Here is a 24,959-nt window from a genome sequence, read left to right on the forward strand (position 1 = left end):
CAGCTCAACTCTACAGAGGTAAGCGGGGGATATAGAACGGGTTGCATAACCTATACCAACGTTTGTCGACGAGCGACGCCCGCATGAGCCGCGCGAGACTTGTGATGTTGCTCGAGAGCACAGGCGTTTCCCTTCGGTCTTGTGCTTCACGATGAACCGGCCATCTCGGGTCCGCCCGCAAAGTAAGTGAACCCCAGGAAGGCGAAGGTCTCGGCCACCGCTCGCTGCGCGGCTGACGCGGGAGGGCCGCGAACCGCGCCAAACTCGATCAACCGGGTTTTGTCCGCATGGAGCGTCGGCCAGTCGCGCCTTGAGGGCCAAGAGCATTTCCTGGGTATCTGCCTTGCTCTCGAAGCCGATGACGAAGTCGTGCGCAAAGCGCACGGTCACAACGCGACCGCGTGCATGGCGACCACTCCAGTGGTCGACCCAGAGATCGAGGATGTAATGCAGGAAGATGTTGGAAAGGAGCGGACTGATCCTGCCCTTTGCGGCGTGTGTCTTGCTTCTCGCCGCTCTCAAGAACGCCAGCTCGCAGCCGCAGCTCGATGAGCTGCAGGATACGAGGAGTGCGCCACCATCCGCAGCAGCCACTCGTGGTCGACCGAATCGAAGACACTGGATATGTCATGATAGCCGGATGCAGGGCATCAAGCTCCATCTGAGGATTCCGCCCCGGCCGGAAGCCGTAGGAGAACTCGAGGAATTCGACCTCATAGGCGGCGCTCAACACCTCGGCCACCGCGCTTTGGACGATCTTGTCCTCTAGCGGCCGGCACACCGAGAGGCCGCCTACCCCCGTCGGCTTGGGGATGTAGACGCGCCGCACCGGCTGTAGCCGGTAGGGACAGTGTGGACCCGTGCCCAGAGATCGCGGATTGGTCCGTGAGCCCCTCTTCGTACTTTGCCTCCGTTATCCCATCGACCTCCGCGCCGGCCTGCCGGCTTCTGTCGGCGAAACGCCCGAAGCAGATCGTCTTTGTGGATGTGGTGCGGCAAGGCTGTGAACCGGTTTGGACATATGGTCGGCATGTTCCCCAAGGAGAAGGCCATGGTTCGCCTCATTGGAGCGGTCCTGCTCGAACAGAACGATGAATGGGCCGTCCAGCGTGCCCGTTACATGACGCTGGAAACCATCGCGCCTTTGAGCGATGATTCGAGCGTCAGCCTTCCGGCTGCCAGCTGACCGGGCCCGGCTCTCTTGCCGGCGAACCGGTTGCCCGAGCGCCAGTTACAGCATGCTGAGAAACACGAGTATTTCTGACAGTGCTTTTCGCGCCCTACTGCGGAGCTCACGAAGACGCGATTGCTAGCTCTTGGAGCCTCGACGCAAGAGCGATCGAACAAGCGGAATAAGAAAAGACCCAATCATAGAAGGCTCCTTGGGCTCGGACCACCGCGTCTGGGCTGAACGTACAGTTCGCCGGGCTCTGCGGCAGCCACTACAATCTGTGGGGAACCGAGGACGGCTCCTACGCACCCGCACCCGCACCCGCACCCGCACCCGCACCCGCACCCGCACCCGCACCCGCACCCGATAACAAACTTACGCCGCCGCCACCCGCAAGTATTTTTACTCCGCTTTGCTTAGCATTTCTACTCTGGACTACGCGCCTCATCGCCAGGAATGCCCTCACGCACACTGCGGCACTTGACGAATTTCATTTTCATTCGACGCTGCCGAAGCCAGCATGAGGGACGCGTTGCGAGTAATCGCTGCGGCTTGGCCGTAGCGCAGCGCGGAAATTTACGCTAGCTTCCGCTCGCGAGTTTGCAAATGCCTACCCGCATCCGATCTTTCCGAAGACAACGAGCGACCATTCGACCGCTTGCCCCCTCCCATCCTCAGAGCTGGGATAATCCGGACAATGAGGAAATCTGGTTTGAGTTGGCGCGCGCCATCGGACGTCAGATCGCACGGGATGAACATCATGGCTCGGGGCAGCCGATAGAGGACCGGCATGACGACACCGTCATCGAAGAAAACGGCCGTAATATACGCGCGCTATTCGAGCGACATGCAAAGGGCGAGCTCGATTGACGGTCAGCTGTTACTCTGCCGCAAGGTCGCATTGCGCAACAACCTCGATGTCGTCGGCGAGTTTGTGGATGCCGCAAAATCTGGTCTTACCGAAGGTGCGCGGGACGGCTATCAGCGCTTGCTCAACGGTGTGCGAAGCCGGCAGTTTGACGTAGTCGTCGTTGAGCATTTCGACCGCTTGTCGCGCGATCCCGCAACCATCCAGCGTCTCAAGCAGGTTTTCGAGTTCAACGGCGTTGAGTTGATGGATCAGAAAGGAGTCTACGCGACCGCCACTGACATTAGCATCGCAAGTCTGTACAACACGATTTACAAGCCGCAGCTCGCCGAAAAGGTTCGGCGCGGCCATGAGAACGCTGTTGCGAACGGAAGAATTCCGGGCTCATACGCCTATGGTTATCGGCCGAGGCCGGGCGCTCCCGGCGAGCGCGTAATCGATGAGAACGAAGCAAAGATTGTGCTCCGCATCTTCAAAGAATATGCAGCGGGCCGCTCGACCCGAACTATCGCCGCTGACCTCACCCGCGAAGGCGTGCCCTCACCAGGGGCAACTCGTCACAAGAACAAGGCGGGTCGCACCACCTGGAACCATCAGTGCATCACAGGCGGTCGGCATGGTCGCGGCATTATCGGCAACGAACTATACATCGGCGAGATACATTGGAACGTTCGCTCGACAATTCTTAACCCAGAGACGCAGAAGAAACAGAAGCGCTGCAATCCAGCAGAACGCCACATTATCGTCAAAAAGCCAGAGCTGCGGATCGTTCCGCAAGGGCTCTGGGATCTAGCGCAGAAGGTTCGTAGGGTGCGCGCGGTATCTATGTTCGGACCGACTGGCCAGCCGCGGCGTCGCGCCGTGAGTCCGCGCAACAATGAGCACCCGCTTGCCGGTGTGCTCCGGTGTGGCGTCTGCAATGGCCATATGCGAATCGCTCAATCCTCGCGTAACGGTGCGCCGCGCGCGGCATGCGCGAGCGCGCATCAGCGGGGCACCTGCGAGCACACCCGTAGCTTTGATATGGACGTTCTGCTCGAGGATGCCTCCGAAAAAATCCAGGTGAAATTGCTTTCGCCGAAAGCCATTGAAGAGGCGATGCGTACTTGGAAGGAGGAGCGCAAAAACGATCGGAACAATGGCAGCGAACACAATAAGCTAGAGCGTCGACGCCGCGTATTGACTACCGAGATCGAACGCCTCTCTTATGCCATCGCAAATAGCCGCCGCAAGCCGGACGAATTGCTCAAGCGGATCGATGAGTGCGATCTGGAGCGGGAAAGCGTTGAAGAGCGCTTGCGGCTGCTGGGCGGTGGCGGCGAAAATTTAGTTGGCTTCGATCGCCCGAAATTCAGTGACCGATACTCCTCGGAGGTTAGAAGGCTTATCACCGCGCTCAAAACCAATCCGAAGGCGATCGAAACTCGCATTGCCTTCCGCAACTTGATTGAATGCATAGTAGTGCATCCGGTTCGCAAGCGGATGCCCTACGAATATACGCCCTACCTGAACAGCTCCGCGCTTTACGGAAAGAACCTTTTTCCCGAAAACCGCAGCAAGGAGCGAGAGATCAGCACGTTTGCATACTACGACAATGGCAAGCCAGGGAAATCCGTGTCCTCGTAATAGACGCGGACCTGCATATGGTGGCGGCCGTCGCGGATCTCGCCGTCGAGATGAGCTGTCACGTCGCGAGCCTCTTCGCTTTTCGGTAACCAGCCCGTTTTGCGCAAAAACGGCCGGCTGCGCAAGCGCGGCTAGACCACCGCCGGCCCACGCCCCAGCGTCACCTCGACGATCTCCGGCGGCACGCCGACGCGGAGCGGCATGATGCTGCAACCGAGGCCGCCGGAGATGATGACGTCGCATTTGAGCCGGACATGGCCATAGGCGAGCCGGAGGCCGTGCTGTGGCGGAACCGCCGGCGACCAACCGAGCAGGCGGACCTGGCCGCCATGAGTGTGGCCGGACAGTTGCAGCGCGATGCGGGCGGGCACGCGCGGCGCGATATTGGGCTCATGCGCGAGCAGGATGATCGGCGCGTCGTCGGTGACCTTGGCAAGCGTCGCGTCGAGATCGTCGGCGCCGAAGCGTCCCGTGCTCCGGAAGCGTCGCGCCGGCAGAAAGGCGAGTTGATCGCCAAGGCCGGCGAGCCAGAATGCACGGCCATCCTTGGCGAGCCGCACGACGTCGTTCTCGTAGACGGGAATGCCGGCCGTCTCCAGCGCGCGATGCGCGACCGTCGGCCCGTGTCCAGCCTGCTGGACGATCCTGTCCGCCCAATAGTCATGGTTGCCCATGACGGCATGGACGCCGAGCGGCGCTTTCAGGCCGGCCAGCACCTTGGCCCATTCGCTCGCCGGAATGATGCGCGTGACCTGGTGCAGACCGGCAACATAGTCGCCGAGCAGCACGATGATATCCGCATTCAGCGCATTGGTGCGATCGACGATGGCTTCGATCCGCTCCAGCGACATCCAGGGATCGCAGGCATGGATGTCGGCGATCACGGCGATCTTCAGCGGGAAATCCGCCGGCCATTGCCGCGGGGTTGGATGATAGCGGGTGACGCGAAGCCGCAGCACCGGCTCGACGCCGACGCCATAGGCCGCGGTCGATGCGCCGAGGGCGGACAGTCCGCCGATGGAACGGATGAGGTGACGGCGCGTGATCATGGCAGCCTGATCGTGATGCAGCTTGTTGATGCGACCCTATTGAAGCGGAAATGGGGTGCTTTTGTGCAGACCCTCTGCACGAAATCACCGGAAATTCATGACGGCCCGACCGTCCGTACTTGCGCAGATCAGTCGTCGCTCTCGTCGGTGCCGAACAGGCCGAACTGTGCCGCCGCATCGCGCGATGGCTCGCTGATGCCGAGATGGCGAAAGGCGTGCGAGGTGAGCAGGCGGCCGCGCGGAGTGCGCTGCAGATAGCCGCACTGGATCAGATAGGGCTCGATGATGTCTTCGATCGCATCGCGCGGCTCCGACAGAGCGGCGGCCATCGTCTCGACGCCGACCGGGCCGCCGCCATAGTTCTGCGCGATGGTCGTGAGGTAACGGCGGTCCATCGCGTCGAGGCCGGCGGCATCGACCTCGAGCGCGCTCAGCGCGTGGTCGGCAATCTTGCGATCGATCCTGTCGGCATCGGCCGCCGAAGCAAAATCGCGCACGCGGCGCAGCAGCCGGCCGGCGATACGCGGCGTGCCACGCGCGCGTCGCGCGATCTCGTTGGCGCCATCCGCGCTCATGCCGACGTTGAGCACGCGGGCACCACGGGTGACAATGCTTTCCAGCTCCTCGATGGTGTAGAAATTCAACCGGACCGGAATGCCGAAGCGGTCGCGCAAGGGATTGGTGAGCAGGCCGGCGCGGGTAGTGGCGCCGACGAGGGTGAATTTCGACAGCTCGATCTTCACCGAGCGCGCCGCCGGACCCTCGCCGATGATGAGGTCGAGCTGGAAATCCTCCATCGCGGGATAGAGCACTTCTTCCACCGCCGGGCTCAGGCGATGGATCTCGTCGATGAACAGCACATCGCGCTCTTCGAGATTGGTGAGCAGCGCGGCGAGATCGCCGGCCTTGGCGATCACCGGGCCTGATGTCGCGCGAAAGCCGACGCCGAGTTCCTTGGCCACGATCTGCGCCAGCGTGGTCTTGCCGAGGCCGGGGGGACCGACGAACAGCACGTGATCCAGCGCCTCGCCGCGCTTGCGCGCCGCCTCGATGAAGATGGACAGATTCTTGCGCGCCTGCTGCTGGCCGACGAAGTCGGACAGCGATTGCGGACGCAGCGCAGTGTCGCCGACATCGTCGCTGCGGCGCTCGGGCGTGACCATGCGGTTGGCCTTAGGATCGCTCACTTCGCGAGCTCCTTCAGGCCAAGGCGAATGAGCTGCGCGGTCTCCGCATTCTCACCCGCGCTGCGCGATGCAGATGCAATGGCCGCGGCAGCTTGCGGCTGGCCGTAGCCGAGATTGACCAGCGCGGAGATCGCGTCCGTCACGGGCCGTGGCGCGCGCTGGTCGTCGACGGCGCCGGCGAGGTGCACGACCGCCGGATCGACATTGGCAAAGGCCGGCGCCTTGTCCTTCAACTCGGTGACGATGCGCTCTGCGACTTTGGGGCCGACACCCGGCGTGCGCGCCACTGCAGCCTTGTCGCGCAACGCGATCGCGTTGGCGAGGTCGGACGGCCCAAGCGTGCCGAGCACAGCGAGCGCGACCTTGGCGCCGACGCCCTGCACGGTCTGAAGCAGGCGAAACCATTCGCGCTCCTGGTCGCTGCGGAAGCCGAACAGCTTGATCTGATCCTCGCGAACATAGGTCTCGATCGACAGCACGGCGGCCTCGCCCGGCGAGGGCAGATGCTGCAGCGTGCGCGTCGAGCAATGCACCTGATAACCGACCCCGCCGACGTCGAGGATGACGAAATCCTCGCCGTAGGAATCGATCAGGCCCTTGAGCTTGCCGATCATAAGCCTGCCACCTTCAGCCGCAGCGCGGTGCTCTGGCGATGATGGGCATGGGTGATGGCGATGGCGAGCGCGTCGGCGGCGTCCGCGGACGGCGGATCGGCCTTCGGCAGCAAAATCTTGAGCATCATCGCGATCTGCTGCTTGTCGGCGTGGCCGGCGCCGACCACCGTCTTCTTCACCTGGTTCGGCGCGTATTCGGCAACACTGATGCCGAACATCGCAGGCGCGAGCATGGCGACGCCGCGGGCCTGGCCGAGCTTCAGCGTCGCGACGCCGTCCTTATTGACGAAAGTCTGCTCGACCGCGGCTTCCATCGGCTTGTGACTGGACAGGACGGCGGCCAGCCCCTCATGGATCGCGAGCAGCCGGCTCGCCAGCGGCAAATCGTCCGGCGGCTCCACCGAGCCGCAGGCGACGTAGATCAGGCGGTTGCCCTCGGCCTCGATCACGCCCCAGCCGGTGCGGCGCAGGCCAGGGTCGATGCCGATGATGCGAACGGGGCCACGAATCGGGAGCGTCGTCATGAGCCAGTGATAGCGGCTGGCCGCCGTGGGGGAAACAGAAACAGAACGGAAGTAACAGGGGAAGTGCCCCCCTACCCGCCCATCTTCGCCAGCAGCGCGTCCGACACCTCGAAATTGGCGTAGACGTGCTGGACGTCGTCGTGCTCGTTGAGCAGGTCCATCAGCTTGAGCAGCTTCTCGCCCGTCTCGTCGTCGACTGCGACCGTGTTCTGCGGCTTCCAGATCAGCGCGGCCTTGCGCGGCTCGCCGAACTTGGCCTCCAGCGCCTTGGCGACGTCGCGATAGCCTTCGGTCGAGGCGTAGATCTCGTGGCCGCCTTCGCTCGAGATCACGTCGTCGGCGCCGGCCTCGATCGCGGCATCCAGCACCGCATCGTCGGAGGCGATGCTGCGGTCGTATTCGACGATGCCGGTTCGGTCGAACATGAAGGAGACCGAGCCGGTTTCACCGAGATTGCCGCCGGACTTGGTGAAGAAGGAGCGGATGTCGGAAGCCGCGCGGTTGCGATTGTCGGTCAGCGCCTCGACGATGACGGCAACGCCGCCTGGGCCGTAACCCTCGTAGCGGATCTCGTCATAATTCTCGCTGTCGCTGCCGAGCGCCTTCTTGACGGCGCGCTCGATATTGTCCTTCGGCATGTTCTCCTGGCGCGCCGCGGTGATGGCGGCACGCAGGCGCGGGTTCATGTTGGGGTCGGGCGTCCCCAGCTTGGCCGCGACGGTGATTTCCCGTGCCAGCTTGCCGAACAGTTTCGACTTCTGGGCATCCTGCCGCCCCTTGCGGTGCATGATGTTCTTGAATTGGGAATGTCCGGCCATGCGTGATCTTCTCTAGGGACTCGTGCGCCAAGGTGAGCGTGGGAAGCGCGGCCTTATAGGCCGCCACCCCCTTGGAAAGAAAGAGGCTCTACGACTTTAAGGTAACACCGTACGGGCCCGTGCCTAGATGTCAGGCATCGTTAACCCTGATTTCATTCCAGCCTGCGAAAATAGCCTCCGACCGTCCCGCGACAAGAGAGACCTGATGGCATTCGGACTATTTCGGAAGCGTCTGCCGGACATGGCTGCACCTGCGGCTGCCCCGCAGGCTGCGCAGCCGGCGGCCCATTCCGAGCCTGCCGCGGCCGTCGAAAGCGATTCGGCCAAGGAAATCCTGGAACTGCTGGAACTCGAACTGGGCGCCATGATTCGCCAGCTCGAGCGCGCCGCCAATTCGGTGGCCGGCGGCGCCGAGGCGACCGCCACGACACTTGCCGCCATCCGCGACCGCACCGACGCCCTGACCGGCCGGACCAACGCCGCGCAATCGAATGCCTCCACCTTCGCCCATGCCGCCGACAAATTCACCCAGTCGGCGCTGGGCATCGGGGCGCAGGTTCGCGAGGCCGGCAAGCTCGCCGACGAGGCCAGCGCCGCGGCACAGGAAGCCCGCGCCAATGTCGATCGCTTGCGCGAATCCTCGGCCGCCATCGGCAACGTGGTCAATCTGATCGCACAGATCGCGCGGCAGACGACGCTGCTCGCGCTCAACTCGACCATCGAGGCCGCGCGCGCGGGCGCCGCGGGAAGAGGCTTTGCGGTCGTCGCCACCGAGGTCAAGGCACTCGCGGTGCAGACCCAGGGCGCGACGGAGGAAATCACCAAGAAGATCGACGCGCTGCAGCGCGACGCCGCCGGCTCCGCGGATGCGGTGCACCGCATCTCGCAGGCGATTGAGGCCATCCGCCCGGTGTTCGAGACCGTCAACGGCGCGGTCGCCGAACAGAACGCCACCACCAGCGAAGTCTCCGGCAACGCGACCAGCGCGTCGCAGTTCATCATCTCGGTCGGCGAAAGCGCAGCCGAGATCGATGCTGCGACCAAGGCGGCCGAGAGCCACGGCGAGAGCGTCGCCAGCGCAGGCAAGGCCGTGACCGCCTTCGCACAGAAACTGAAATCGCGCTGCGCCGTGCTGCTGCGCCAGAGCGAGCACGATGACCGCCGCAAGACCGAGCGGCTGCCCTGCCATCTCAAGCTAAAAACCGCCCGCGGCGTGCTGCCGGTCTACGAGATAGCGATGGACGGCGTGCTGATCGGCGGCGCGGACGCGGGCCGCCTTGCATCGCAAGCCATGGTCGAAGGCACCCTCGAAGGCGTCGGCGCCTGCCGCCTGCGCGTGGTCGAGCAATCCAAGGCCGGTGCCCGCGCGCAATTCGTTAGTCCCAATGACGAGCTCCGCGAGAAGATCGAGGACAGGCTGTGGTCGATCCACGAGGAGAACACGGAGTTTGTCACCCGCGCCATGGAGGCGGGTAACGCGCTGACCGCGATCTTCGAGCAGGCGGTTGCCCGCGGCGAGGTGAAGATCGACGACCTCTTCGACACCGATTATGCCGAAATCGCCGGAACCAATCCGCAGCAGTACCGCACCAGATATCTGGACTGGGCCGACCGCGCGCTGCCGGCGTTCCAGGAAGCCTTTCTGGCGAAGGACCCGCGCATGGCATTCTGCGCCATGGTCGATCGCAACGGCTTCCTGCCGGTGCACAACAGGATCTATTCGCATCCGCAGCGGCCGGGTGATGCCGCCTGGAACACGGCCAACAGCCGCAAACGGCGGATGTTCAACGATCCGGCGGGGTTGGCTGCCGCGCGCAACCTGCGCTCGTATCTGGTGCAGAGCTATGCACGCGACATGGGCAACGGAAATACGGTGATGATGCGCGAGATCGACGTTCCGATCCGCGTGCAAGGCCGGCACTGGGGCGGATTCAGGACGGCCTACAAGCTCTAGTGCGCGCTCAGGCAAGACGCCAAAGCGCGAATCACCTCCTAAGATCGATATTGGAATGGGAATGCCGCGGAGAGCCGGCGAATGGCTCTGACTGGAGGACTCTCAAGACATGTCCGTCGTACAACTTGCAGTACTGGACACCGGCTCCAACCGAACACTTTCCGAACGGCTGATCGATCAGCTCGCCGACCGCATCGGCGGCCTCGGCGTGGAACTGGCTGACATCGCCGGCAACGTCCAGGAAGTCGCAAGCCGCGTCGCGAACCAGTCGGAACGTTTCCACCACCTCCAGGAAACTGCCGAAACGATGGTGTCGGCCAATCACGACATCGCCAATGCGTCACAGGCGGTGCAAACGACCACGTCAGCGGCGGTCGGCGAGATCGCGCAGTCGCGCGGCGCAGTCGATGCCGCGGTGAGCCACATCTCCGAGCTCGTTGCAGCGGTGGAGCGGATCGAGGCGCGCTTGAGCGCCGTCGGCTCCGCGCTGGCACAAGTGGCAAAAGTGTCCGGCTCGATCGAGGCGATCGCGAAGCAGACCAATCTGCTCGCGCTCAATGCCACCATCGAGGCGGCACGCGCCGGCAATGCCGGCCGCGGCTTCGCGGTGGTGGCAAGCGAGGTCAAGAACCTCGCGGAAGCCACCCGCCAGGCCACGCACCAGATCTCCGACACCGTGCGCGATCTCGACGGCCAGATCGAAGGTCTGATCGGCGAGAGCAGCGATGCCTCGCAGCGCGCGAAGACGGCCGGCGAAGGCGCCCAGCGGATCTCCGGCATCATCTCGCGGGTTCAGCAGGGCTTCGCCTCGGTGGAAGCGGAGATCGGCAGCGTCACGCGCGCGGCAACCTCCAACCTCGGACACTGCGACACCGTCATCAGCGAGCTCAACGAACTCGCCAAGGGCGTCGATCTCTCCTCACGCGATCTCAAGAACGCTGATCAGCGCGTGACCAAACTGCTCGACACGTCGGAAGGGCTGATCGCGCTGATCGCCGACAGCGGCGTCGAGACATCGGATGCGCCGCTGATCCGAATTGTCGTCGAGACCGCAAAGCGGATCTCGGACGAGTTCGAAGCCGCCATCGGCCGCGGCGAGATCACGCTCGACCAGTTCATGGACGAGAACTATCGGGAAATCCCCGGCACCGATCCCAAGCAGTACAACACCAACTATGTCGACTTCACAGACCGCGTGCTGCCCGCGATCCAGGACCCGATCCAGAAATCCGATCCCCGCATCGTGTTCTGCGTCGCCTGGGCCAAGGGCGGCTATCTGCCGACGCACAACCCGAACTACCGCCTGCCGCAGGGCAAGGACCCGGTCTGGAATAACGCCAATTGCCGCAACCGCCGCCTGTTCACCGATCGCGCGGTGCAGAAGGCCGCGGCCAACACCAAGCCGTTCCTGCTGCAGACCTATCGCCGCGACATGGGCGGCGGGCAGTTCGTGCTGATGAAGGACCTGTCCTCGCCGATCATGATCCGCGGCAAGCACTGGGGCGCCTTCCGGATGGGCTTTCGGCAGAGCTGAGGGTCGTCGCGACGCGCTTGCGGCGGGGGCGCATGGCCTCCCTGAATCAAAAACCTCGAGAACAACCCCATGCACAGTAGCCGGGGCGAGTAGAATCAACGGCTTAAGCGCCAGATGAATCCGTCGATCCAGGCGCCTCTGAAGCGCCTGCGCCGTCGGGCAAAACAGGCGTATACTGCTATTATTCCGAAATCTCCATCCCCTCCTCTTCTCCCCTCGCGAGAGAAGCCGATTTCGATAGCCCCGCCCCGCTTTCCGTAGACGGCGCTGGCCGCGCGCTGTACGGCCTTCCGGGCCTACGCTTGGGGCTGTGCTTGGCAATGAACGGACTACTTCTTTTGCTCGGTGGTCGTCGTGGCGGCCGGGGTGCCGTCGCGAGCGTCCCGTCGCTCGTCGCGTCCCGTACGCCTCTCTTGGCGCCGCTCTGTGCGTCCCGTGCGGCGTTCCTGGCGGCGCTCTGTTCGCCCGCTGCGCCGCTCCTGGCGGCGTTCTGTGCCTGACTTCGGCGCGTCCGCTGGCGGCGTGGTAGGCGCGGCGGCTGGCGCAGTGGTTTGAGCAACAGCCTCTGAGGCCGCCAAAATTGAGGACGAAACCACAAGCCCAAACACCCCTGCGTATCCAAGGAAGGTTAGTGCGTTGCGACGACAGACCTGTTTCGGCTCCGAACGTTCATTCATGGTCAGGCTCCCGGTTGCTGCCCCTTAGAGCATGTCACCAGCGTCGGTGGCCTAGTTATTGATCTGGATCAACTTGGTTCGGTGCTTCGAGCCACGTTGGGATTTCGGCCGATGGGATCGACACTCTCGGAAAGTGAGGGATGACAGTCCCTGCACTGACGATCAGTCCGTCGTTGAATTTGGTTCGCGCAAAATCCTTGGCTGCTGCTTCGCTTTCAAACGTGTTGGTTAGCCGCGGATGTCGCCGTCTTGACAGTGTGCCATCCAGCGGCACTTCAAAAGTGACGTACCAAGTGTGTTTCATGCCTAAAGCCGCCCCGTCGGTACGGTGGCCTATCCCCAAACAAAGCAAAGCCGCCACCGGGACGAAGCGATGGCGGCTTCTTCCTGGCTTGCGAAACCGGCCTTTACCGCCTGGCTCCGACACGATTGACGCCACCATTCGCATTGCCGCCGGCGTTATGACGGACTGCGGCGCGCGCCACCGGGCGGGGCCTGAGCACGACGCCTGCCCGAGCAACGCAACCCGCTGGGTAGGCAGTGTATTGGCAATACACGACCGCATTGGCTGGGCCTGGATTGAGCGTGAGACCTGCAAGGCCCAACAGGGCGCTGGCAGCAATCCCGGCAACAGTCGCTGACCTGATCGAAAGATGCTTGCTCGGATGCATGGCGGACCTCTCTCTTGGAACTTGCGCAACTGAGGCTCATCCCCTTCTCAGGTGCGGCAGAACACAGCGTAGTCGCCGCAGTGCGCGGGTTCGATTGATCTACATCAAGCTCCTGCGCGGAGAGAGCCGCAATCTCGCGAGCGGGGCTTAAGGAATTCATGGAAGGGTTTCTGTCATGCTCCGCTTCATTCTTGCTTCTCTTGCCGCTTTCGTTTTGCTCACCGCCTGCTTGATCCCCGATGATGCCGAGGCTCGGCGCGGCGGAGGTGCCTATCGGGGTGGCGGCGGTTATCGCGGCGGTGCGGTCGCAGTTCGAGGACCGCGAGGCGGCGGCGCTGTTGCGGTGCGCGGCGCAGGCTACCGTGGCTACGGCTATCGGGGCGGCTATCGCGGCTACGGCTATCGGGGCTACGGTGTAGGAGCGGCAGCGGTAGGCGCGGCTGCCGTTGGCACTGCTGCGTACCGCCGCAGTTGCTACGATGCTTACGGAAACTATATTTGCGCCTATTAACCCGTCGACCGCGACTTCCATCGTCTCGCGCTCAAGTCCGCGCCTGATCGAGCGAATAGGCGTGAACGGTGAAGAGCGGCTTCGGGCTTTAGCCGGGACCGGCTGATAGACGGTGAACGGCTTCGGGCTTCGCATGGCTTGCTCCTGTTGAAGCTCGGGCGAACCCCGAGCTTCAACTTTCAGCCACCGTTAGCGCGTGCAGTAAAACCAAGATTTCGGCTGGAATTCATTTTCCCCGGAATCGTTGCGGTCCGCTGCCGCTGGGTCCAGTCCTGATCGCCCTCCCCGGCCAAGCCGCCGACAGCCGTTTTTCGGCCTGTTAAACATTCGGCCGTGCCATTAGGCTCCGGGACCGAGGGGACTAGGATGGCAATGCGGTTTTGCCTGTTCTCACTATCCTGGCGATCCTTTTGCAGGCGGACCTTCGCCGCCCCGCTGGTCGTCGCATTGTTGCTGGCAACACTGGGGCCGGGTCGGGCGGCTGATCCTGAGCCCAAGCGCGTTTTGATGCTGCAATCATTCGGCCTCCGCTTCAAACCGTGGACCGATTTCGCTGAGTTTCTTCGCCCTCAAATGATCAAGCAATCGAAAGTCCCAATCGACTTTCAGGACCACTCGCTGCTAAGCGCCCGTGTGGACGACGACAAGGCGCTCGCACCCTTTATCGGTTACCTCCAAGCATTGTACGGGGCCAAACCTCCCGACCTCATTGTCGCCCTCGGTGCGCCAGCTGCCGAGTTTGTGCAGCGGTATCGCGCTCAGCTTTTCCCCAAGACACCAATGATGTTTACTTCCGTCGAGGCGCGACGGGTCCAATACGACAAGCTGACCGAGTATGACACCGTGGCCGCTGCGGCTCATAATTTTCCTGCCGCCATCGAAACTATTCTGAAGGTGTTGCCCGACACGAAAGTGATCGCCGTCGTGAATGGGGCTTCGCCCAATGAAACATTTTGGCAAGGGGTATTGGAGCGAGAACTCGCACCGTTCAGCGGGCGGGTTGAACTACGATGGTATAACAAGCTGTCATTTGAAGATATCCTGAAAGACGCGGCACATCTTCCACCTCACAGCGCCATCTTCTGGCATCTGATGAGCGTTGATGCGGCGGGTGTTACACATGAGGGCACTGCCGCCTTGCACAGGCTCTCGGCTGCCGCCGATGCTCCCATCTTTTCCTATCTTGACGGATTTTTTGATGGCTCGATTGTCGGCGGCTCTATGCATTCGATCGAGAAGGGCATGACTATCGCAGCCGCGGCGGCAATCCGTATTCTAAACGGTGAAAAAGCTGGCGACGTAAAGGTCGCACCCAGCCAATTCGAGCTGCCAAGGTTCGATTGGCGGCAAATGCAGCGGTTCGGGATCAGCGACAGCCACCTGCCGCCCGGCAGCACGGTCTACTTCCGCGAGCCATCGGTGTGGGAACGGTATTTATGGCTGATCGCATCCGTCGTCGCGGTTTTTCTCATACAAGCCGGGCTTATTGCTATCCTGCTACGTGAGCATCGCCGTCGTCAATTCGCCGAAGTACAGTCGCGACAGCGCATGACTGAACTGGCCCACGTTAATCGCTTCGCGACCGCTGGCGAACTGACCGCCTCGATTGCTCACGAGATCAACCAGCCGCTTGGGTCTATTCTGACGAACGCCGAAACCGCAGCCGCGATCCTGCAATCGCAGCGTCCCGATATCGCTGCACTTTCCGATGTCGTTGAACTCAGGGAAATTGTGAACGATATTTTACAGGATGACCGGCGTGCCACCGAGGTCATTCGCAGGATGCGCAGCCTCCTAAAGAAGGCGCCGTTCGAATTGAAGCAACTGGACCTCAATGAGGTTGTGCAAGAGACGGTCAGATTTCTTTCGGCGCTAACCGTCAGCCGAAAATTCGAAATGGTCAACGTGATCACGCCAGATGCGCTACCGATCCTGGGCGATCGCATTCAGCTTCAACAAGTCATTTTGAACCTTGTGCTGAACGGGGTCGAGGCTATGAAGGACACGTCTCACGAAAGCCGCACTATCAGCATCCGGACTGCGCGCGTCGAGCAATTCGCCGAGCTATCCGTGTCAGATCGCGGACCCGGCATTCCAGAAGACAAATTGAAACAGGTTTTCGAGCCGTTTTACAGCAGTAAAGCGGAAGGCATGGGCATGGGCTTGTCCATTGCGCGCACCATTATCGAAGCACACAACGGGTTCATATCAGCGAGCAATCGGGAGCATGGCGGTGCCTCGTTCGCGATCAGGCTTCCCTTTGTCGCTTGATCCAAAACGGCGCCCGTACGCGGAGACGGACCCCTCACCCGAATGAGCCTGCGTCTACCGGCCTCGCTGCCCTCTCCCACAAGGGGAGAGGGCACAACAATGAGTCGCTGCAATTGATGGCGTCAGAAGTCCGCGCCGTCGATCGACTTCCATAATCGCACGAGTTTCGTCATCGCATGATTTTGCGCATTCGCACGATCATCTGTGGCCATCAATGACGCTTGTGAGCAAAATGCGTCAGAAAATGACGACTATCATATCAATTAGCCCAAAATTACTGCAGTGATCGCCGCACAAATTCGTGAACGTCATGGCCTGACGCGCTCACTGCGCAAAAATGCATTGCCGCACATGTCGACGCTTCATCGTTTCGCATCGATATGATTATTGTGCGCGCAAATTCGCTGACTAGATCGCCGCAAGCGATCGAGCGAGCAAGGGGATGCATATGGCAACTGTTCTCACCATTAACGGCGAAACGAAGTCGTTCGACGCGCCGCCTGAAATGCCGCTGCTGTGGGTGCTGCGCGACGTCCTTGGGATGACCGGCACCAAGTTCGGCTGCGGCATCGCGCAGTGCGGCGCCTGCACCGTGCACGTCGACGGCAAGGCAGTCCGCTCCTGCGTCTTGCCGGTCAGCGCGGTCGCGAACCGCGCCATCACCACGATCGAGCATGTCGGCAGCACGCCAGCGGGCGCAAAGGTGCAGAAGGCCTGGCTCGATGCCGAAGTGATCCAGTGCGGCTACTGCCAGTCCGGCCAGATCATGTCGGCCGCGGCACTGCTGGCGGCAACGCCCAGCCCTGACGATTCCGACATCGACGCCGCGATGGCCGGCCACATCTGCCGCTGCGGCACCTATGTGCGCATCCGCGAGGCCATCAAGCAGGCCGCCTCCGGCCGTCAGTCGTGAGGTCCGCCATGATCACCGACAAGACTCTTCCTGACGTCTCCCGCCGTGCGGTTCTGACCGGCGGTCTCGCCACCGGCTTCCTGCTCGCCTTCCATCTGCCGCTCCGCGCCGCCGTCAACGAGCCGGAGCAGAAGGACACGACCGACGGCAAATTCGCGCCGAACGCCTTCATCCGGGTCGAAGACACCGGCCGCACCGTGCTCCTGATGCCGCAAGTCGAGATGGGCCAGGGGGTCTATACCTCGATTGCGATGATCCTGGCCGAAGAGCTCGACGCGGATTGGGCAAAGGTTGCGGTGCTGCACGCGCCGCCCAACGACAAGCTCTACGCCAATCCGGCGTTCGGCCTGCAGGCCACGGGTGGTTCGACCTCGATCCGCGCCTGGTGGAATCCGTTGCGCGCCGCCGGCGCCAGCGCGAAGGCGATGCTGGTGCAGGCCGCAGCGGCGCAATGGCAGGTCGAGCCGGCAAGCTGCACGACATCGAAAGGCGAGGTCGTGCATGCCGCAAGCGGCCGCAAGCTCGGCTATGGCGAACTGGCACTGGCCGCACAGGGCCAAACGCCGCCGAAGGACGTCCGGGTGAAGGACCCCAAGGACTTCGTCATCATCGGCCAGCCGCTGAAGCGGCTCGACACGCCGGACAAGGTCAATGGCAAGGTCGTCTACGGCATCGACGCGATCCTGCCCGGCATGAAGATCGCCGCGATCGCCAATTGCCCGGTCTTTGGCGGCAAGGTCGGCAAGGTCGACGACAGCGCGGCGGTCAAAATTGCGGGCGTACGCAAGGTCGTGGTGCTCGAGGATGCGGTCGCGGTGATCGGCGATCACATGTGGGCCGCAAAGAAGGGCCTCGATGCGCTCAAGATCGAGTGGAACGAGGGACCGAACGCGAAGCTCAGCACAAAGGACGTCTGGCAGCATCTGCGCGCCGCCAGCGAGAAGGACGGCGTGGTCGCGAAATCGGTCGGCGACATCGCCAAGGGGCTCGCCAGCGGCGACAGGTTCGAGGCAAGCTTCGAACTGCCGTTCCTTGCGCATGCCTCGATGGAGCCGATCAACGCCACCGTTCACGTCAGGCCGGATGCCTGCGAGATCTGGACCGGCACGCAGATCATGACGCGCGTGCAGTCGGAGGCGGCGAAGGCTGCGGGCCTCCCGGTCGACAAGGTGATTGTCAACCAGCATCTGCTCGGTGGCGGCTTCGGCCGCAAGCTCGAGCCGGATATGGTGGTGGCCGCCGTGAAGATCGCAAAGCAGGTCGACTATCCCGTCAAGGTGATATGGACCCGTGAGGAGGACATCCAGCACGACGTCTACCGTCCGGTCTATCGCGACCAGGTCACGGCGTCGCTGGTCGACGGCAAGGTCGCGGCCTGGAAGTACAAGGTCGCCGGTTCCGCCGTGCTGGCGCGCTGGCTGCCGCCGGCGTTCCAGAAGGGTATCGACATCGACGCGGTCGATGCCGCCGTGGATGCACCCTACGACTTCACCAACTTCCATGTCGAATATGTCCGCGCCGAACCGCCGGCGGTGCCCACCGGCTTCTGGCGCGGCGTCGGTCCGAACAACAACGTGTTCGCGGTCGAATGCGCGATGGACGAGCTCGCGCGCAAGGCCGGCAAGGATCCGGTCGAATTCCGCCGCTCGATGCTGACGAAGAATCCGCGCATGCTCGCGGTGCTCAATCTTGCCGCCGAGAAATCCGGCTGGGGCCAACCGCTGCCACCGCGCGTCGGCCGCGGCGTCTGCGTCCAGCCGTCGTTTGCAAGCTTCCTCGCCACCGTGGTGGAAGCGGAGATCGACGATATCGGCGAGATCGTGCTCCGCCGTATCGTCTCGGTGGTCGACACCGGCATCGCGGTCAACCCCGACACGGTGAAGGCGCAGATCGAAGGCGGCCTGGTGTTCGGCCTCACCGCCGCACTCTATGGCGAGATCACCATCGAGAAGGGCCGCGTGCAGCAGTCGAACTTCCACGACTACCGCATGATGCGCATCAATGAGACACCGAAGATCGAGGTCGTCGTCGTCAAGAGCGGCGAAGCGCCCGGCGGCATCGGCGAGGCCGGCGTCAACGCCGGCCCGCCGGCGCTGCGCAACGCCATTTACGCAGCAACCGGCGTGGCGCTGCGGCGCCTGCCGATCGATCGGAAACTGCTGGCTGCGGGGAAAAAGGCATGAGCGGCAAGATGCGTATCCTCACTGGCATCGTCGTGATCGCCATTGTCGTCGTGGCGCTCGGCGTCTGGATCATCCGCGGGCCCGGCCCGCTCGACTTCGCCGGCGGCACCAAGGTGGCGCTGGCGGATTACCGTGCCGGCAAGCCGGCCGGCGTGCCGGCAAAGCTCGAGAAGGCTGGCATGGTCGAACGCGGCGAATACCTGGCGAAGGCGGCCGACTGCATGGTTTGCCACACCAAGCCCGGCGAGACGGACTATTCCGGCGGGCTCGGCTTCAAGCTGCCGTTCGGCACGCTCTATTCCACCAACATTACGCCGGACACGGACACCGGCATCGGCAATTACAGCGACCAGGATTTTCTCAACGCCGTCCAGCGCGGCAAGCGCCATGACGGCGCCCGGCTCTATCCGGCGATGCCCTACACGTCCTACACCTACATGACCGACGACGACGTGCTGGCGGTGAAGGCCTATCTGTTCAGCCTGCCTGCGGTGCGCGCGAAGCCGCCGGAGAACACGCTGTCCTTCCCTTTCAACCAGCGCTGGGCGATGATTGTCTGGTCGGCCGTGTTCAATCCGGACACGCGCTTTGCGCCCGATACGTCGAAGAGCCCGCAGTGGAATCGCGGCGCCTATCTCGTGGAGGCGCTGGCGCATTGCGGCGAATGCCACACGCCGCGCAATCTCGGCTTTGCGCTGGACAACCGCAAGAAATTTGCAGGCGCGATCACGGCGGGGTGGCGCGCCTTCAACATCTCCTCCGACAAGGCCACCGGCCTCGGCAATTGGAGCGACGAGGACCTGGTCTCCTATCTGTCGCTCGGCCATGCGCCGGGCCACGGCTCGGCCTCGGGTCCGATGGGCGAAGCGGTCGACCACAGCTTTAGCCAGTTCGCGCCTGAGGACATAAGCAGCATCGTCGCTTATCTGCGCAGCGTGCCGCCGCAGCCCTCGCCCGACTTGCCCGCAATCACCGCGCCCGTCGCACCCGCCTCGCACAAGGACGGCGTCACGGCGGATGCGCGCGGCAAAATGGTGTTCGCCAGCGCCTGCGCCAGTTGCCATGGCTGGAGCGGCGAAAGCCCGGTCTCGCCGATGGCGACGCTGACCGGCACCTGGGCCGTCAACGACCCCGCCGCCACCAACGTCGCGCAAATCGTGCTGTCGGGCACCAAGCGCGACACGCCGGACGGCGCGCTGTCGATGCCGGCGTTCGGCAACGCCTATAGCGACGACGAGATCGCGGCGGTGGCGAACTACGTGACAGCGCGGTTCGGCGCAAAGGGCTCGAAGCTGACGGCGAAGGATGTTGCGGAGTTGCGGGAGCAGACGGCGGAGTAATACTCGCGCCGACTGACGCTGCACCCTCTCCCCTTGCAGGAGAGGGTGGCTTCGCGAAGCGAAGCCGGGTAAGGGGTTGTCTCCACGCGTCCAACTCGCATTTGAATTCGCGGAAGCGACCCCTCATCCGGCGCTTCGCGCCACCTTCTCCCACAAGGGGAGAAGGTGCAGCGGGATCTGCCGCTGCAATTCAGCTCAGCCAGAATTTCGGCGTCGTCGGCTCCAGCCTGCCGCCGGCGCGCACCGGCGCAATACGGAGCGCAAGCCCCGTCGCGTCATCCGTCTCGACCGCAACGCCGCTGAGCGTCGCAGCACCCGCTGCCGGCTCGAAGCGGCCTGAGGGGATTCCGGAGGTGAACCTGCGCAGTGGTTCTTCCTTCTGCATGCCGATGATGGAATCGTAGTCGCCGGTCATGCCGGCATCGGTCATGTAGGCGGTGCCGCCCGACAGGATCTGGTGGTCGGCGGTCGGCACATGGGTGTGGGTGCCGACGACGAGGCTGGCGCGGCCGTCGCAGAAGAAGCCGATGCCCTGCTTCTCGCTGGTCGCCTCGCAATGGAAGTCGACGACGATGGCGTCCGCGGCAATACCGAGCGGGCAGGCGCCGAGCTCGCGCTCGAGGGCCGCGAAGGGATCGTCGAACGGGGTCATGAAGACGCGGCCGAGCGCGTTGACGACGAGCGCGTGCTTGCCGTTCTTGGTCTCGACCAACGCGGCGCCACGGCCGGGCGTCCCGCGCGGATAGTTCGCCGGCCGCACCAGACGCTCCGCGCGCTCGATGAACACTAGGGCTTCGCGCTGATCCCAGGAGTGATTGCCGAGCGTCACCGCGTCGGCGCCGGCGTCGAGAAACTCCTGATAGATCGCTTCCGTGATGCCGAAGCCGCCGGCGGAATTCTCGCCGTTGACGACGACGAAATCGAGCGACCAGTCTTTGACCATGCCGGGCAGATATTCGGCGATGGCATTGCGCCCGGCACGGCCGACGACATCACCCACGAAGAGAATGCGCAACTTCAGAACTCCGGAAATCGAATACGTCCGATTCCGTTAGCACATAATCCAGCGCCACGTCGTGGGCTAGTGCCGGAACCGCCTTGATCTCCTGCGCTGCAAAAGCGAGCCCGATGCCGACGATGGTCTTGGTTTTTCGCAGATGCGCGAAGGTGTGGTCGTAGTGCCCCGCGCCATAGCCGATGCGATGGCCGAGACGATCGAAGGCAGCGAGCGGCGTCAGCATGATGTCGGGAATGACTTCAGCGGCCCCAGGCGACGGCTCGGGAATGCCGAGCGGGCCGAGCATCAGGCGATCGTTCGGATGGAAGATGCGGAAGATCAGCGCCTGGCCGCGCGCGGTGACGCAAGGCAGCGCGAGCCTGGCGCCCTGCTCGGCGAGCTTCTTCAGCAGCGGCATCGGATCGATCTCGCTGCGGATCGGCGAATAGCCCGATACGATGCTGCCAGGCAGAAGCTGGAATGGCAGCCCGCGCTTGGCGAGCTTGGCGGCGGCGGCGATGCGTTTCTTTTCGCTCAGCGCATCGCGCGCCGCGAGGGCTTTGGCACGGAGTTCGGCTTTGGTGTTGGTCATGCGCGCTTGCTCCGAAGGCTGAGCCTTGCTCCGCCGTCATCACCCGCCTTGTGCGCCCTTGCGCACTGGGGCGGGTGATCCAGTATTCCAGAGACGCCAATGCAAAAACCTCGACAGCGCGGCGTACTGGATGCCCCGCCTGCGCGGGGCATGACACCGAAATCAAACCGCGAGCGTGTCGGGGACGCAATTTCGACAGGCACGAACCAGAAGGAAGAAAAACAAAAGTGCGAAGCCGCGAACGCCGTTGAAGCACTCGATCCCGGAGTTCCCTACGAAAGTAGGTGGGCACCATATGTCCGAGCCCACGGGCCCGGCCAGGGACAGTTCCCTAAAGGATCGATAAGGCCCCGGGGATAATGGCTCCTGACGCGCGTCGCAGCCCCGCTTGGGCAATGTAACAACGATGCTGACGAATCGCCAGCCCGGTGAAGGGTCAGCCGATGGCGATCCCGTTGCCGACGGTGCGGTTCAGGACCTGGGTCGACTTCTCGATGCGCTCGGCGGCAGAGTTCAGTGCGTTCACGACCGCGGTCTGGGTCAACCGGGCGCGCTCGACGGCGGCGTTGCGGAAATCCCGCAGTTCGGTCAGCTCCTGCTCCATGGTCCGGATGCGGTTGCCGGCATCGACCAGTTCGTCGCAGACGGTCAGCGCCGCCATCACGGTGAGCCTGGCATCACCGATCTCGCCGAACTTTCCGCGCAGCGACTGAATCCGCGTCTCCAGGCTTTCGGCGAGCTTGAGCAGCCGCACCTCCTGGCCCTCCTCGCAGGCCATGCGGTATTGCCGGCCGTTGATGGTGACGTTGATGTGGCTCATCCGTCCTCTCCGGTATCGAGCACCGAGCGTATCGTGACGATCGCGGAATCCAGCCGATCGGAGATCTCGCGGCTGGAGCGCTCGAGCTTGCGTGCTTTCACCAGCGCGCCGTCGAGCTCATCGGCAAGCCGCGAGCGGTCCGCGCCGAGCGCCTGAATCCGCGCCGCGAGCTCGTTCTCGTCGCGATCGGCATCGCGCCGCCGCTCCACCGCGCTTTCGAGCGAGTCGAGCGCCGCCATGAGCCTGCGGGTCGCGATCTCGATCTCGACGGCCGAGGACTCGGTCATGGCAGAGCTGTTGGATACGCGATCGTTCATGCAGTCAGCGGCGGAACCTGTGGCCTTGCCCTTGGAGTTTTCCTTTGGGCTTTTCCTGGGGCTTGCCGTCCGGCAAAAGACTCGGTTCGGCAAGCGGTTAGAAGCAGAAATTTACGTGGCAAGCTAGGGAATCGCAACGCCGCCGCGAAACCTATGCACTGCTAAGCAACTTTTGCGGCCAAACCGGCGTTTGATTGCCTTGGCCTGTCGGAACCGAGATGCTATCCCAGCCGCGACCCCAGCGGCCGAAAGGCTCCTTCCGGCGCGGCCAAATCCAGCCACAAGCGCCTCATTTCAGACGGATTTTCAGACATGACGCAGGTCGATCACAACCGTATGGCCAATGCGATCCGCGGCCTTGCCATGGACGGCGTCGAGAAGGCGAAATCGGGTCATCCGGGCCTGCCGATGGGCGCCGCCGACATGGCGACCGTGCTGTTCACGCAATTCCTGAAATTCGACGTCGCCGCGCTGGACTGGCCGGACCGCGACCGCTTCGTGCTCTCGGCCGGGCACGGCTCGATGCTGATCTATTCGCTGCTGTATCTGATCGGCAGCCCCGAGATGACGATCGACCAGCTCAAGAACTTTCGCCAGTTGGGATCGCTGACGCCGGGACATCCCGAGCACGGCCACACCAAGGGCATCGAGACCACCACCGGTCCGCTCGGCCAGGGCATTTCCACCGCCGTCGGCATGGCGCTCGCCGAGAAGATGCTCGCCGCCGAGTTCGGCAAGAAGATTGTCGATCACCATACCTATGTGATCGCTTCCGACGGCGATTTGATGGAAGGCGTGTCGCAGGAAGCGATCGCGTTGGCCGGGCACTGGAAGCTCAACAAGCTGATCGTGCTCTATGACGACAACGGCATTTCGATCGACGGTCCGACCTCGCTTTCCGACTCCGTCGACCAGGTGAAGCGGTTCAAGTCGGCGGGCTGGGCCGCCGAAAAGATCGACGGCCACGACCAGGCCGCAATCGCCGCCGCGATCACGCGCGCGCAGAAATCAAACAAGCCGACGCTGATCGCCTGCCGCACCACCATCGGCTTCGGCGCCCCGCATAAGGCCGGCACCAACAAGGTGCACGGCGAAGCGCTCGGCGCCGACGAGCTCAAGGCCGCCAAGGAAAATCTCGGCATTTCGCTGGAGCCGTTCTCGGTGCCCGACGACGTGCTCAAGGCCTGGCGCGCGGCCGGCAGCCGCGGCGCGGCGGCACGACAGGAATGGGAAGCAAGGCTCGGTGAACTCGGCAGCCGCAAGCGCGCCGAGTTCGAGCGTCGCCTGCGCCACGAGCGCCCGGCCGCGCTCGCGAAGGCGGTGCGCGCCTACAAGAAGGAGCTGCTGGAAAAGCCGATGAATGCGGCGACCCGCAAATCCTCCGAAGCCGTGATCGAAGTGATTGCCGGCGCGATGCCGATGGAATTTCTGGCGGGCTCGGCCGACCTCACCGGCTCCAACAACAACAAGGCGAAGTCCGCAACCGCGTTCTCGGCCAAGACGCCGAAGGGCCGCTTCATCCATTACGGCATCCGCGAGCACGGCATGTGCGCGGCGATGAACGGCATCTTCCTGCACGGTGGTTTTGCGCCGAACGGCGCGACCTTCCTGGTGTTCACCGATTATGCGCGGCCCGCGATGCGGCTCGCCGCATTGATGGGGACCGGGGTCGTTTATGTCATGACCCACGATTCCATCGGCCTCGGCGAAGACGGCCCGACCCACCAGCCGGTCGAGCATCTCTCAGCACTTCGCGCCATTCCCAACATGCGCGTGTTCCGTCCGTGCGATTCCATCGAGGTTGCCGAGTGCTGGGAGCTCGCGCTCAACCGCATCGACGGCCCGACAGTCTTGGCGCTGACCCGTCAGAACCTGCCGCAACTGCGCACCACCGCACCGAACGAGAGCCCCTGCCGGTTCGGTGCCTACGAGCTGGTGGCCGCCCAGGGCGAAGCCAAGGCGACGCTGTTCGCCTCGGGCTCCGAAGTGGAGATGGCCGTGGCCGCCCAGAAGCAGCTCGCCGAGCGCGGCATTCCGACCCGGGTGGTTTCGGTTCCCTCGCTCGAGCTCCTGCTAGCGCAACCAAAGGAGCGCCGCGACGAGATCATCGGCAATGCCCCCATCAAGGTCGCAATCGAGGCCGCCGTGCGCTGGGGCTGGGACGCCGTGATCGGCCAGGATGGCGAGTTTATCGGCATGCACTCCTTCGGCGCCAGCGCCCCTCTCAACAAGGTATTCCAGCACTTTGGCATTACCGCCGAGGCCGCGGTTAACGCCGTTCTGAAACGCGTTTCCTGAGAGTTGAGATTGCCGAAAAAAAGG

Annotated in this window: 20 protein-coding genes, 1 other RNA gene and 2 pseudogenes; 10 read left to right on the plus strand and 13 right to left on the minus strand. The window is 63.4% G+C overall.

Annotation, left to right across the window (positions count from 1 at the left end):
- Nucleotides 1-1,024: 1,024 nt before the first annotated feature.
- Nucleotides 1,025-1,186 (plus strand): annotated as a pseudogene (locus ACFQX9_RS30580) (IS256 family transposase); the annotation flags it as partial.
- Between the two features lie 775 nt (nt 1,187-1,961).
- Complete coding sequence (locus ACFQX9_RS30585) at nt 1,962-3,665, plus strand: recombinase family protein (RefSeq protein WP_377791414.1); 1,704 nt, start codon at nt 1,962-1,964, stop codon at nt 3,663-3,665.
- Here ACFQX9_RS30585 and ACFQX9_RS30590 read toward each other — a convergent pair.
- The 6 genes and pseudogenes from ACFQX9_RS30590 to ACFQX9_RS30615 all read right to left on the minus strand — a co-directional run.
- Nucleotides 3,638-3,727: pseudogene (locus tag ACFQX9_RS30590) on the minus strand (acyl-CoA thioester hydrolase); the annotation flags it as partial. The gene ACFQX9_RS30585 and the pseudogene ACFQX9_RS30590 sit on opposite strands and share 28 nt — an antisense overlap.
- A 69-nt stretch (nt 3,728-3,796) precedes the next feature.
- Entirely contained in the window at nt 3,797-4,714 is a 918-nt protein-coding gene (locus tag ACFQX9_RS30595; RefSeq protein WP_085351778.1) for a metallophosphoesterase, read from the minus strand.
- Nucleotides 4,715-4,842: 128 nt separating this feature from the next.
- Nucleotides 4,843-5,877 (minus strand): Holliday junction branch migration DNA helicase RuvB, encoded by a 1,035-nt coding sequence (gene ruvB / locus ACFQX9_RS30600; RefSeq protein WP_018454589.1) that lies wholly within the window; start codon nt 5,875-5,877, stop codon nt 4,843-4,845.
- Between the two features lie 20 nt (nt 5,878-5,897).
- Nucleotides 5,898-6,515, minus strand: a complete 618-nt coding sequence (gene ruvA / locus ACFQX9_RS30605; protein ID WP_377791415.1) for a Holliday junction branch migration protein RuvA — start codon at nt 6,513-6,515, stop codon at nt 5,898-5,900.
- Nucleotides 6,512-7,039, minus strand: coding sequence for a crossover junction endodeoxyribonuclease RuvC (gene ruvC, locus ACFQX9_RS30610; protein ID WP_018454591.1), 528 nt, complete (start codon nt 7,037-7,039; stop codon nt 6,512-6,514). The genes ruvA and ruvC overlap by 4 nt, the downstream gene beginning before the upstream one ends.
- A 71-nt stretch (nt 7,040-7,110) precedes the next feature.
- Nucleotides 7,111-7,857 carry a YebC/PmpR family DNA-binding transcriptional regulator gene (locus ACFQX9_RS30615; RefSeq protein WP_085361596.1) on the minus strand — a complete coding sequence of 249 codons (747 nt, stop codon included), beginning with the start codon at nt 7,855-7,857 and terminating at the stop codon, nt 7,111-7,113.
- A 205-nt stretch (nt 7,858-8,062) separates the two neighbouring features.
- On the opposite strand from ACFQX9_RS30615, the gene ACFQX9_RS30620 reads away from it, so the two are divergent.
- Both ACFQX9_RS30620 and ACFQX9_RS30625 read left to right on the plus strand, forming a co-directional pair.
- Nucleotides 8,063-9,811, plus strand: a complete 1,749-nt coding sequence (locus ACFQX9_RS30620; RefSeq protein ID WP_377791416.1) for a methyl-accepting chemotaxis protein — start codon at nt 8,063-8,065, stop codon at nt 9,809-9,811.
- 109 nt (nt 9,812-9,920) lie between these two features.
- Nucleotides 9,921-11,345 carry a methyl-accepting chemotaxis protein gene (locus ACFQX9_RS30625; protein ID WP_377791417.1) on the plus strand — a complete coding sequence of 475 codons (1,425 nt, stop codon included), beginning with the start codon at nt 9,921-9,923 and terminating at the stop codon, nt 11,343-11,345.
- Nucleotides 11,346-12,077: 732 nt separating this feature from the next.
- Here the strand turns inward: ACFQX9_RS30625 and ACFQX9_RS30630 are convergent.
- Together ACFQX9_RS30630 and ACFQX9_RS30635 are read right to left on the minus strand one after the other, a co-directional pair.
- The gene (locus ACFQX9_RS30630) at nt 12,078-12,464 is read right to left on the minus strand and encodes a hypothetical protein (RefSeq protein WP_377791607.1); all 387 of its coding nucleotides are present in this window, start codon (nt 12,462-12,464) and stop codon (nt 12,078-12,080) included.
- On the minus strand, nt 12,430-12,693 hold the full coding sequence (locus tag ACFQX9_RS30635) for a hypothetical protein (protein WP_083926371.1): 264 nt from the start codon (nt 12,691-12,693) through the stop codon (nt 12,430-12,432). Before ACFQX9_RS30635 ends, ACFQX9_RS30630 begins: the two co-directional genes overlap by 35 nt.
- Nucleotides 12,694-13,570: 877 nt before the next feature.
- Between ACFQX9_RS30635 and ACFQX9_RS30640 the strand changes: the two genes are divergently transcribed.
- From ACFQX9_RS30640 to ACFQX9_RS30655, 4 genes are all read left to right on the plus strand, one after another.
- The gene (locus tag ACFQX9_RS30640; RefSeq protein WP_377791418.1) at nt 13,571-15,475 is read left to right on the plus strand and encodes an ATP-binding protein; all 1,905 of its coding nucleotides are present in this window, start codon (nt 13,571-13,573) and stop codon (nt 15,473-15,475) included.
- Nucleotides 15,476-15,923: 448 nt separating this feature from the next.
- Complete coding sequence (locus ACFQX9_RS30645) at nt 15,924-16,388, plus strand: (2Fe-2S)-binding protein (protein ID WP_377791419.1); 465 nt, start codon at nt 15,924-15,926, stop codon at nt 16,386-16,388.
- A gap of 8 nt (nt 16,389-16,396) precedes the next feature.
- Nucleotides 16,397-18,571: a molybdopterin cofactor-binding domain-containing protein gene (locus ACFQX9_RS30650; RefSeq protein ID WP_377791420.1), complete on the plus strand. Its 2,175-nt coding sequence runs from the start codon at nt 16,397-16,399 to the stop codon at nt 18,569-18,571.
- On the plus strand, nt 18,568-19,911 hold the full coding sequence (locus ACFQX9_RS30655; protein WP_377791421.1) for a c-type cytochrome: 1,344 nt from the start codon (nt 18,568-18,570) through the stop codon (nt 19,909-19,911). Before ACFQX9_RS30650 ends, ACFQX9_RS30655 begins: the two co-directional genes overlap by 4 nt.
- Before the next feature lie 190 nt (nt 19,912-20,101).
- On the opposite strand, the gene ACFQX9_RS30660 is transcribed toward ACFQX9_RS30655, so the two are convergent.
- The 5 genes from ACFQX9_RS30660 to ACFQX9_RS30680 form a co-directional block, all read right to left on the minus strand.
- Nucleotides 20,102-20,926: a TIGR00282 family metallophosphoesterase gene (locus ACFQX9_RS30660; protein ID WP_166517682.1), complete on the minus strand. Its 825-nt coding sequence runs from the start codon at nt 20,924-20,926 to the stop codon at nt 20,102-20,104.
- Complete coding sequence (locus ACFQX9_RS30665; protein WP_018454600.1) at nt 20,904-21,500, minus strand: 5-formyltetrahydrofolate cyclo-ligase; 597 nt, start codon at nt 21,498-21,500, stop codon at nt 20,904-20,906. Before ACFQX9_RS30665 ends, ACFQX9_RS30660 begins: the two co-directional genes overlap by 23 nt.
- Before the next feature lie 228 nt (nt 21,501-21,728).
- A non-coding RNA gene (ssrS, locus tag ACFQX9_RS30670) (6S RNA) lies at nt 21,729-21,888 on the minus strand.
- 48 nt (nt 21,889-21,936) lie between these two features.
- Complete coding sequence (locus tag ACFQX9_RS30675; protein WP_007599950.1) at nt 21,937-22,320, minus strand: cell division protein ZapA; 384 nt, start codon at nt 22,318-22,320, stop codon at nt 21,937-21,939.
- Entirely contained in the window at nt 22,317-22,637 is a 321-nt protein-coding gene (locus ACFQX9_RS30680) for a DUF4164 domain-containing protein (RefSeq protein WP_026232773.1), read from the minus strand. Before ACFQX9_RS30680 ends, ACFQX9_RS30675 begins: the two co-directional genes overlap by 4 nt.
- Between ACFQX9_RS30680 and ACFQX9_RS30685 the strand changes: the two genes are divergently transcribed.
- On the plus strand, nt 22,606-22,764 hold the full coding sequence (locus tag ACFQX9_RS30685; protein WP_018454601.1) for a hypothetical protein: 159 nt from the start codon (nt 22,606-22,608) through the stop codon (nt 22,762-22,764). The genes ACFQX9_RS30680 and ACFQX9_RS30685 overlap by 32 nt on opposite strands.
- A gap of 185 nt (nt 22,765-22,949) precedes the next feature.
- The gene (gene tkt, locus ACFQX9_RS30690; RefSeq protein ID WP_085351770.1) at nt 22,950-24,935 is read left to right on the plus strand and encodes a transketolase; all 1,986 of its coding nucleotides are present in this window, start codon (nt 22,950-22,952) and stop codon (nt 24,933-24,935) included.
- Nucleotides 24,936-24,959: the final 24 nt, after the last annotated feature.

It is taken from the genome of Bradyrhizobium sp. GCM10028915 (assembly GCF_042666195.1).
Classification (GTDB): domain Bacteria; phylum Pseudomonadota; class Alphaproteobacteria; order Rhizobiales; family Xanthobacteraceae; genus Bradyrhizobium; species Bradyrhizobium canariense_D.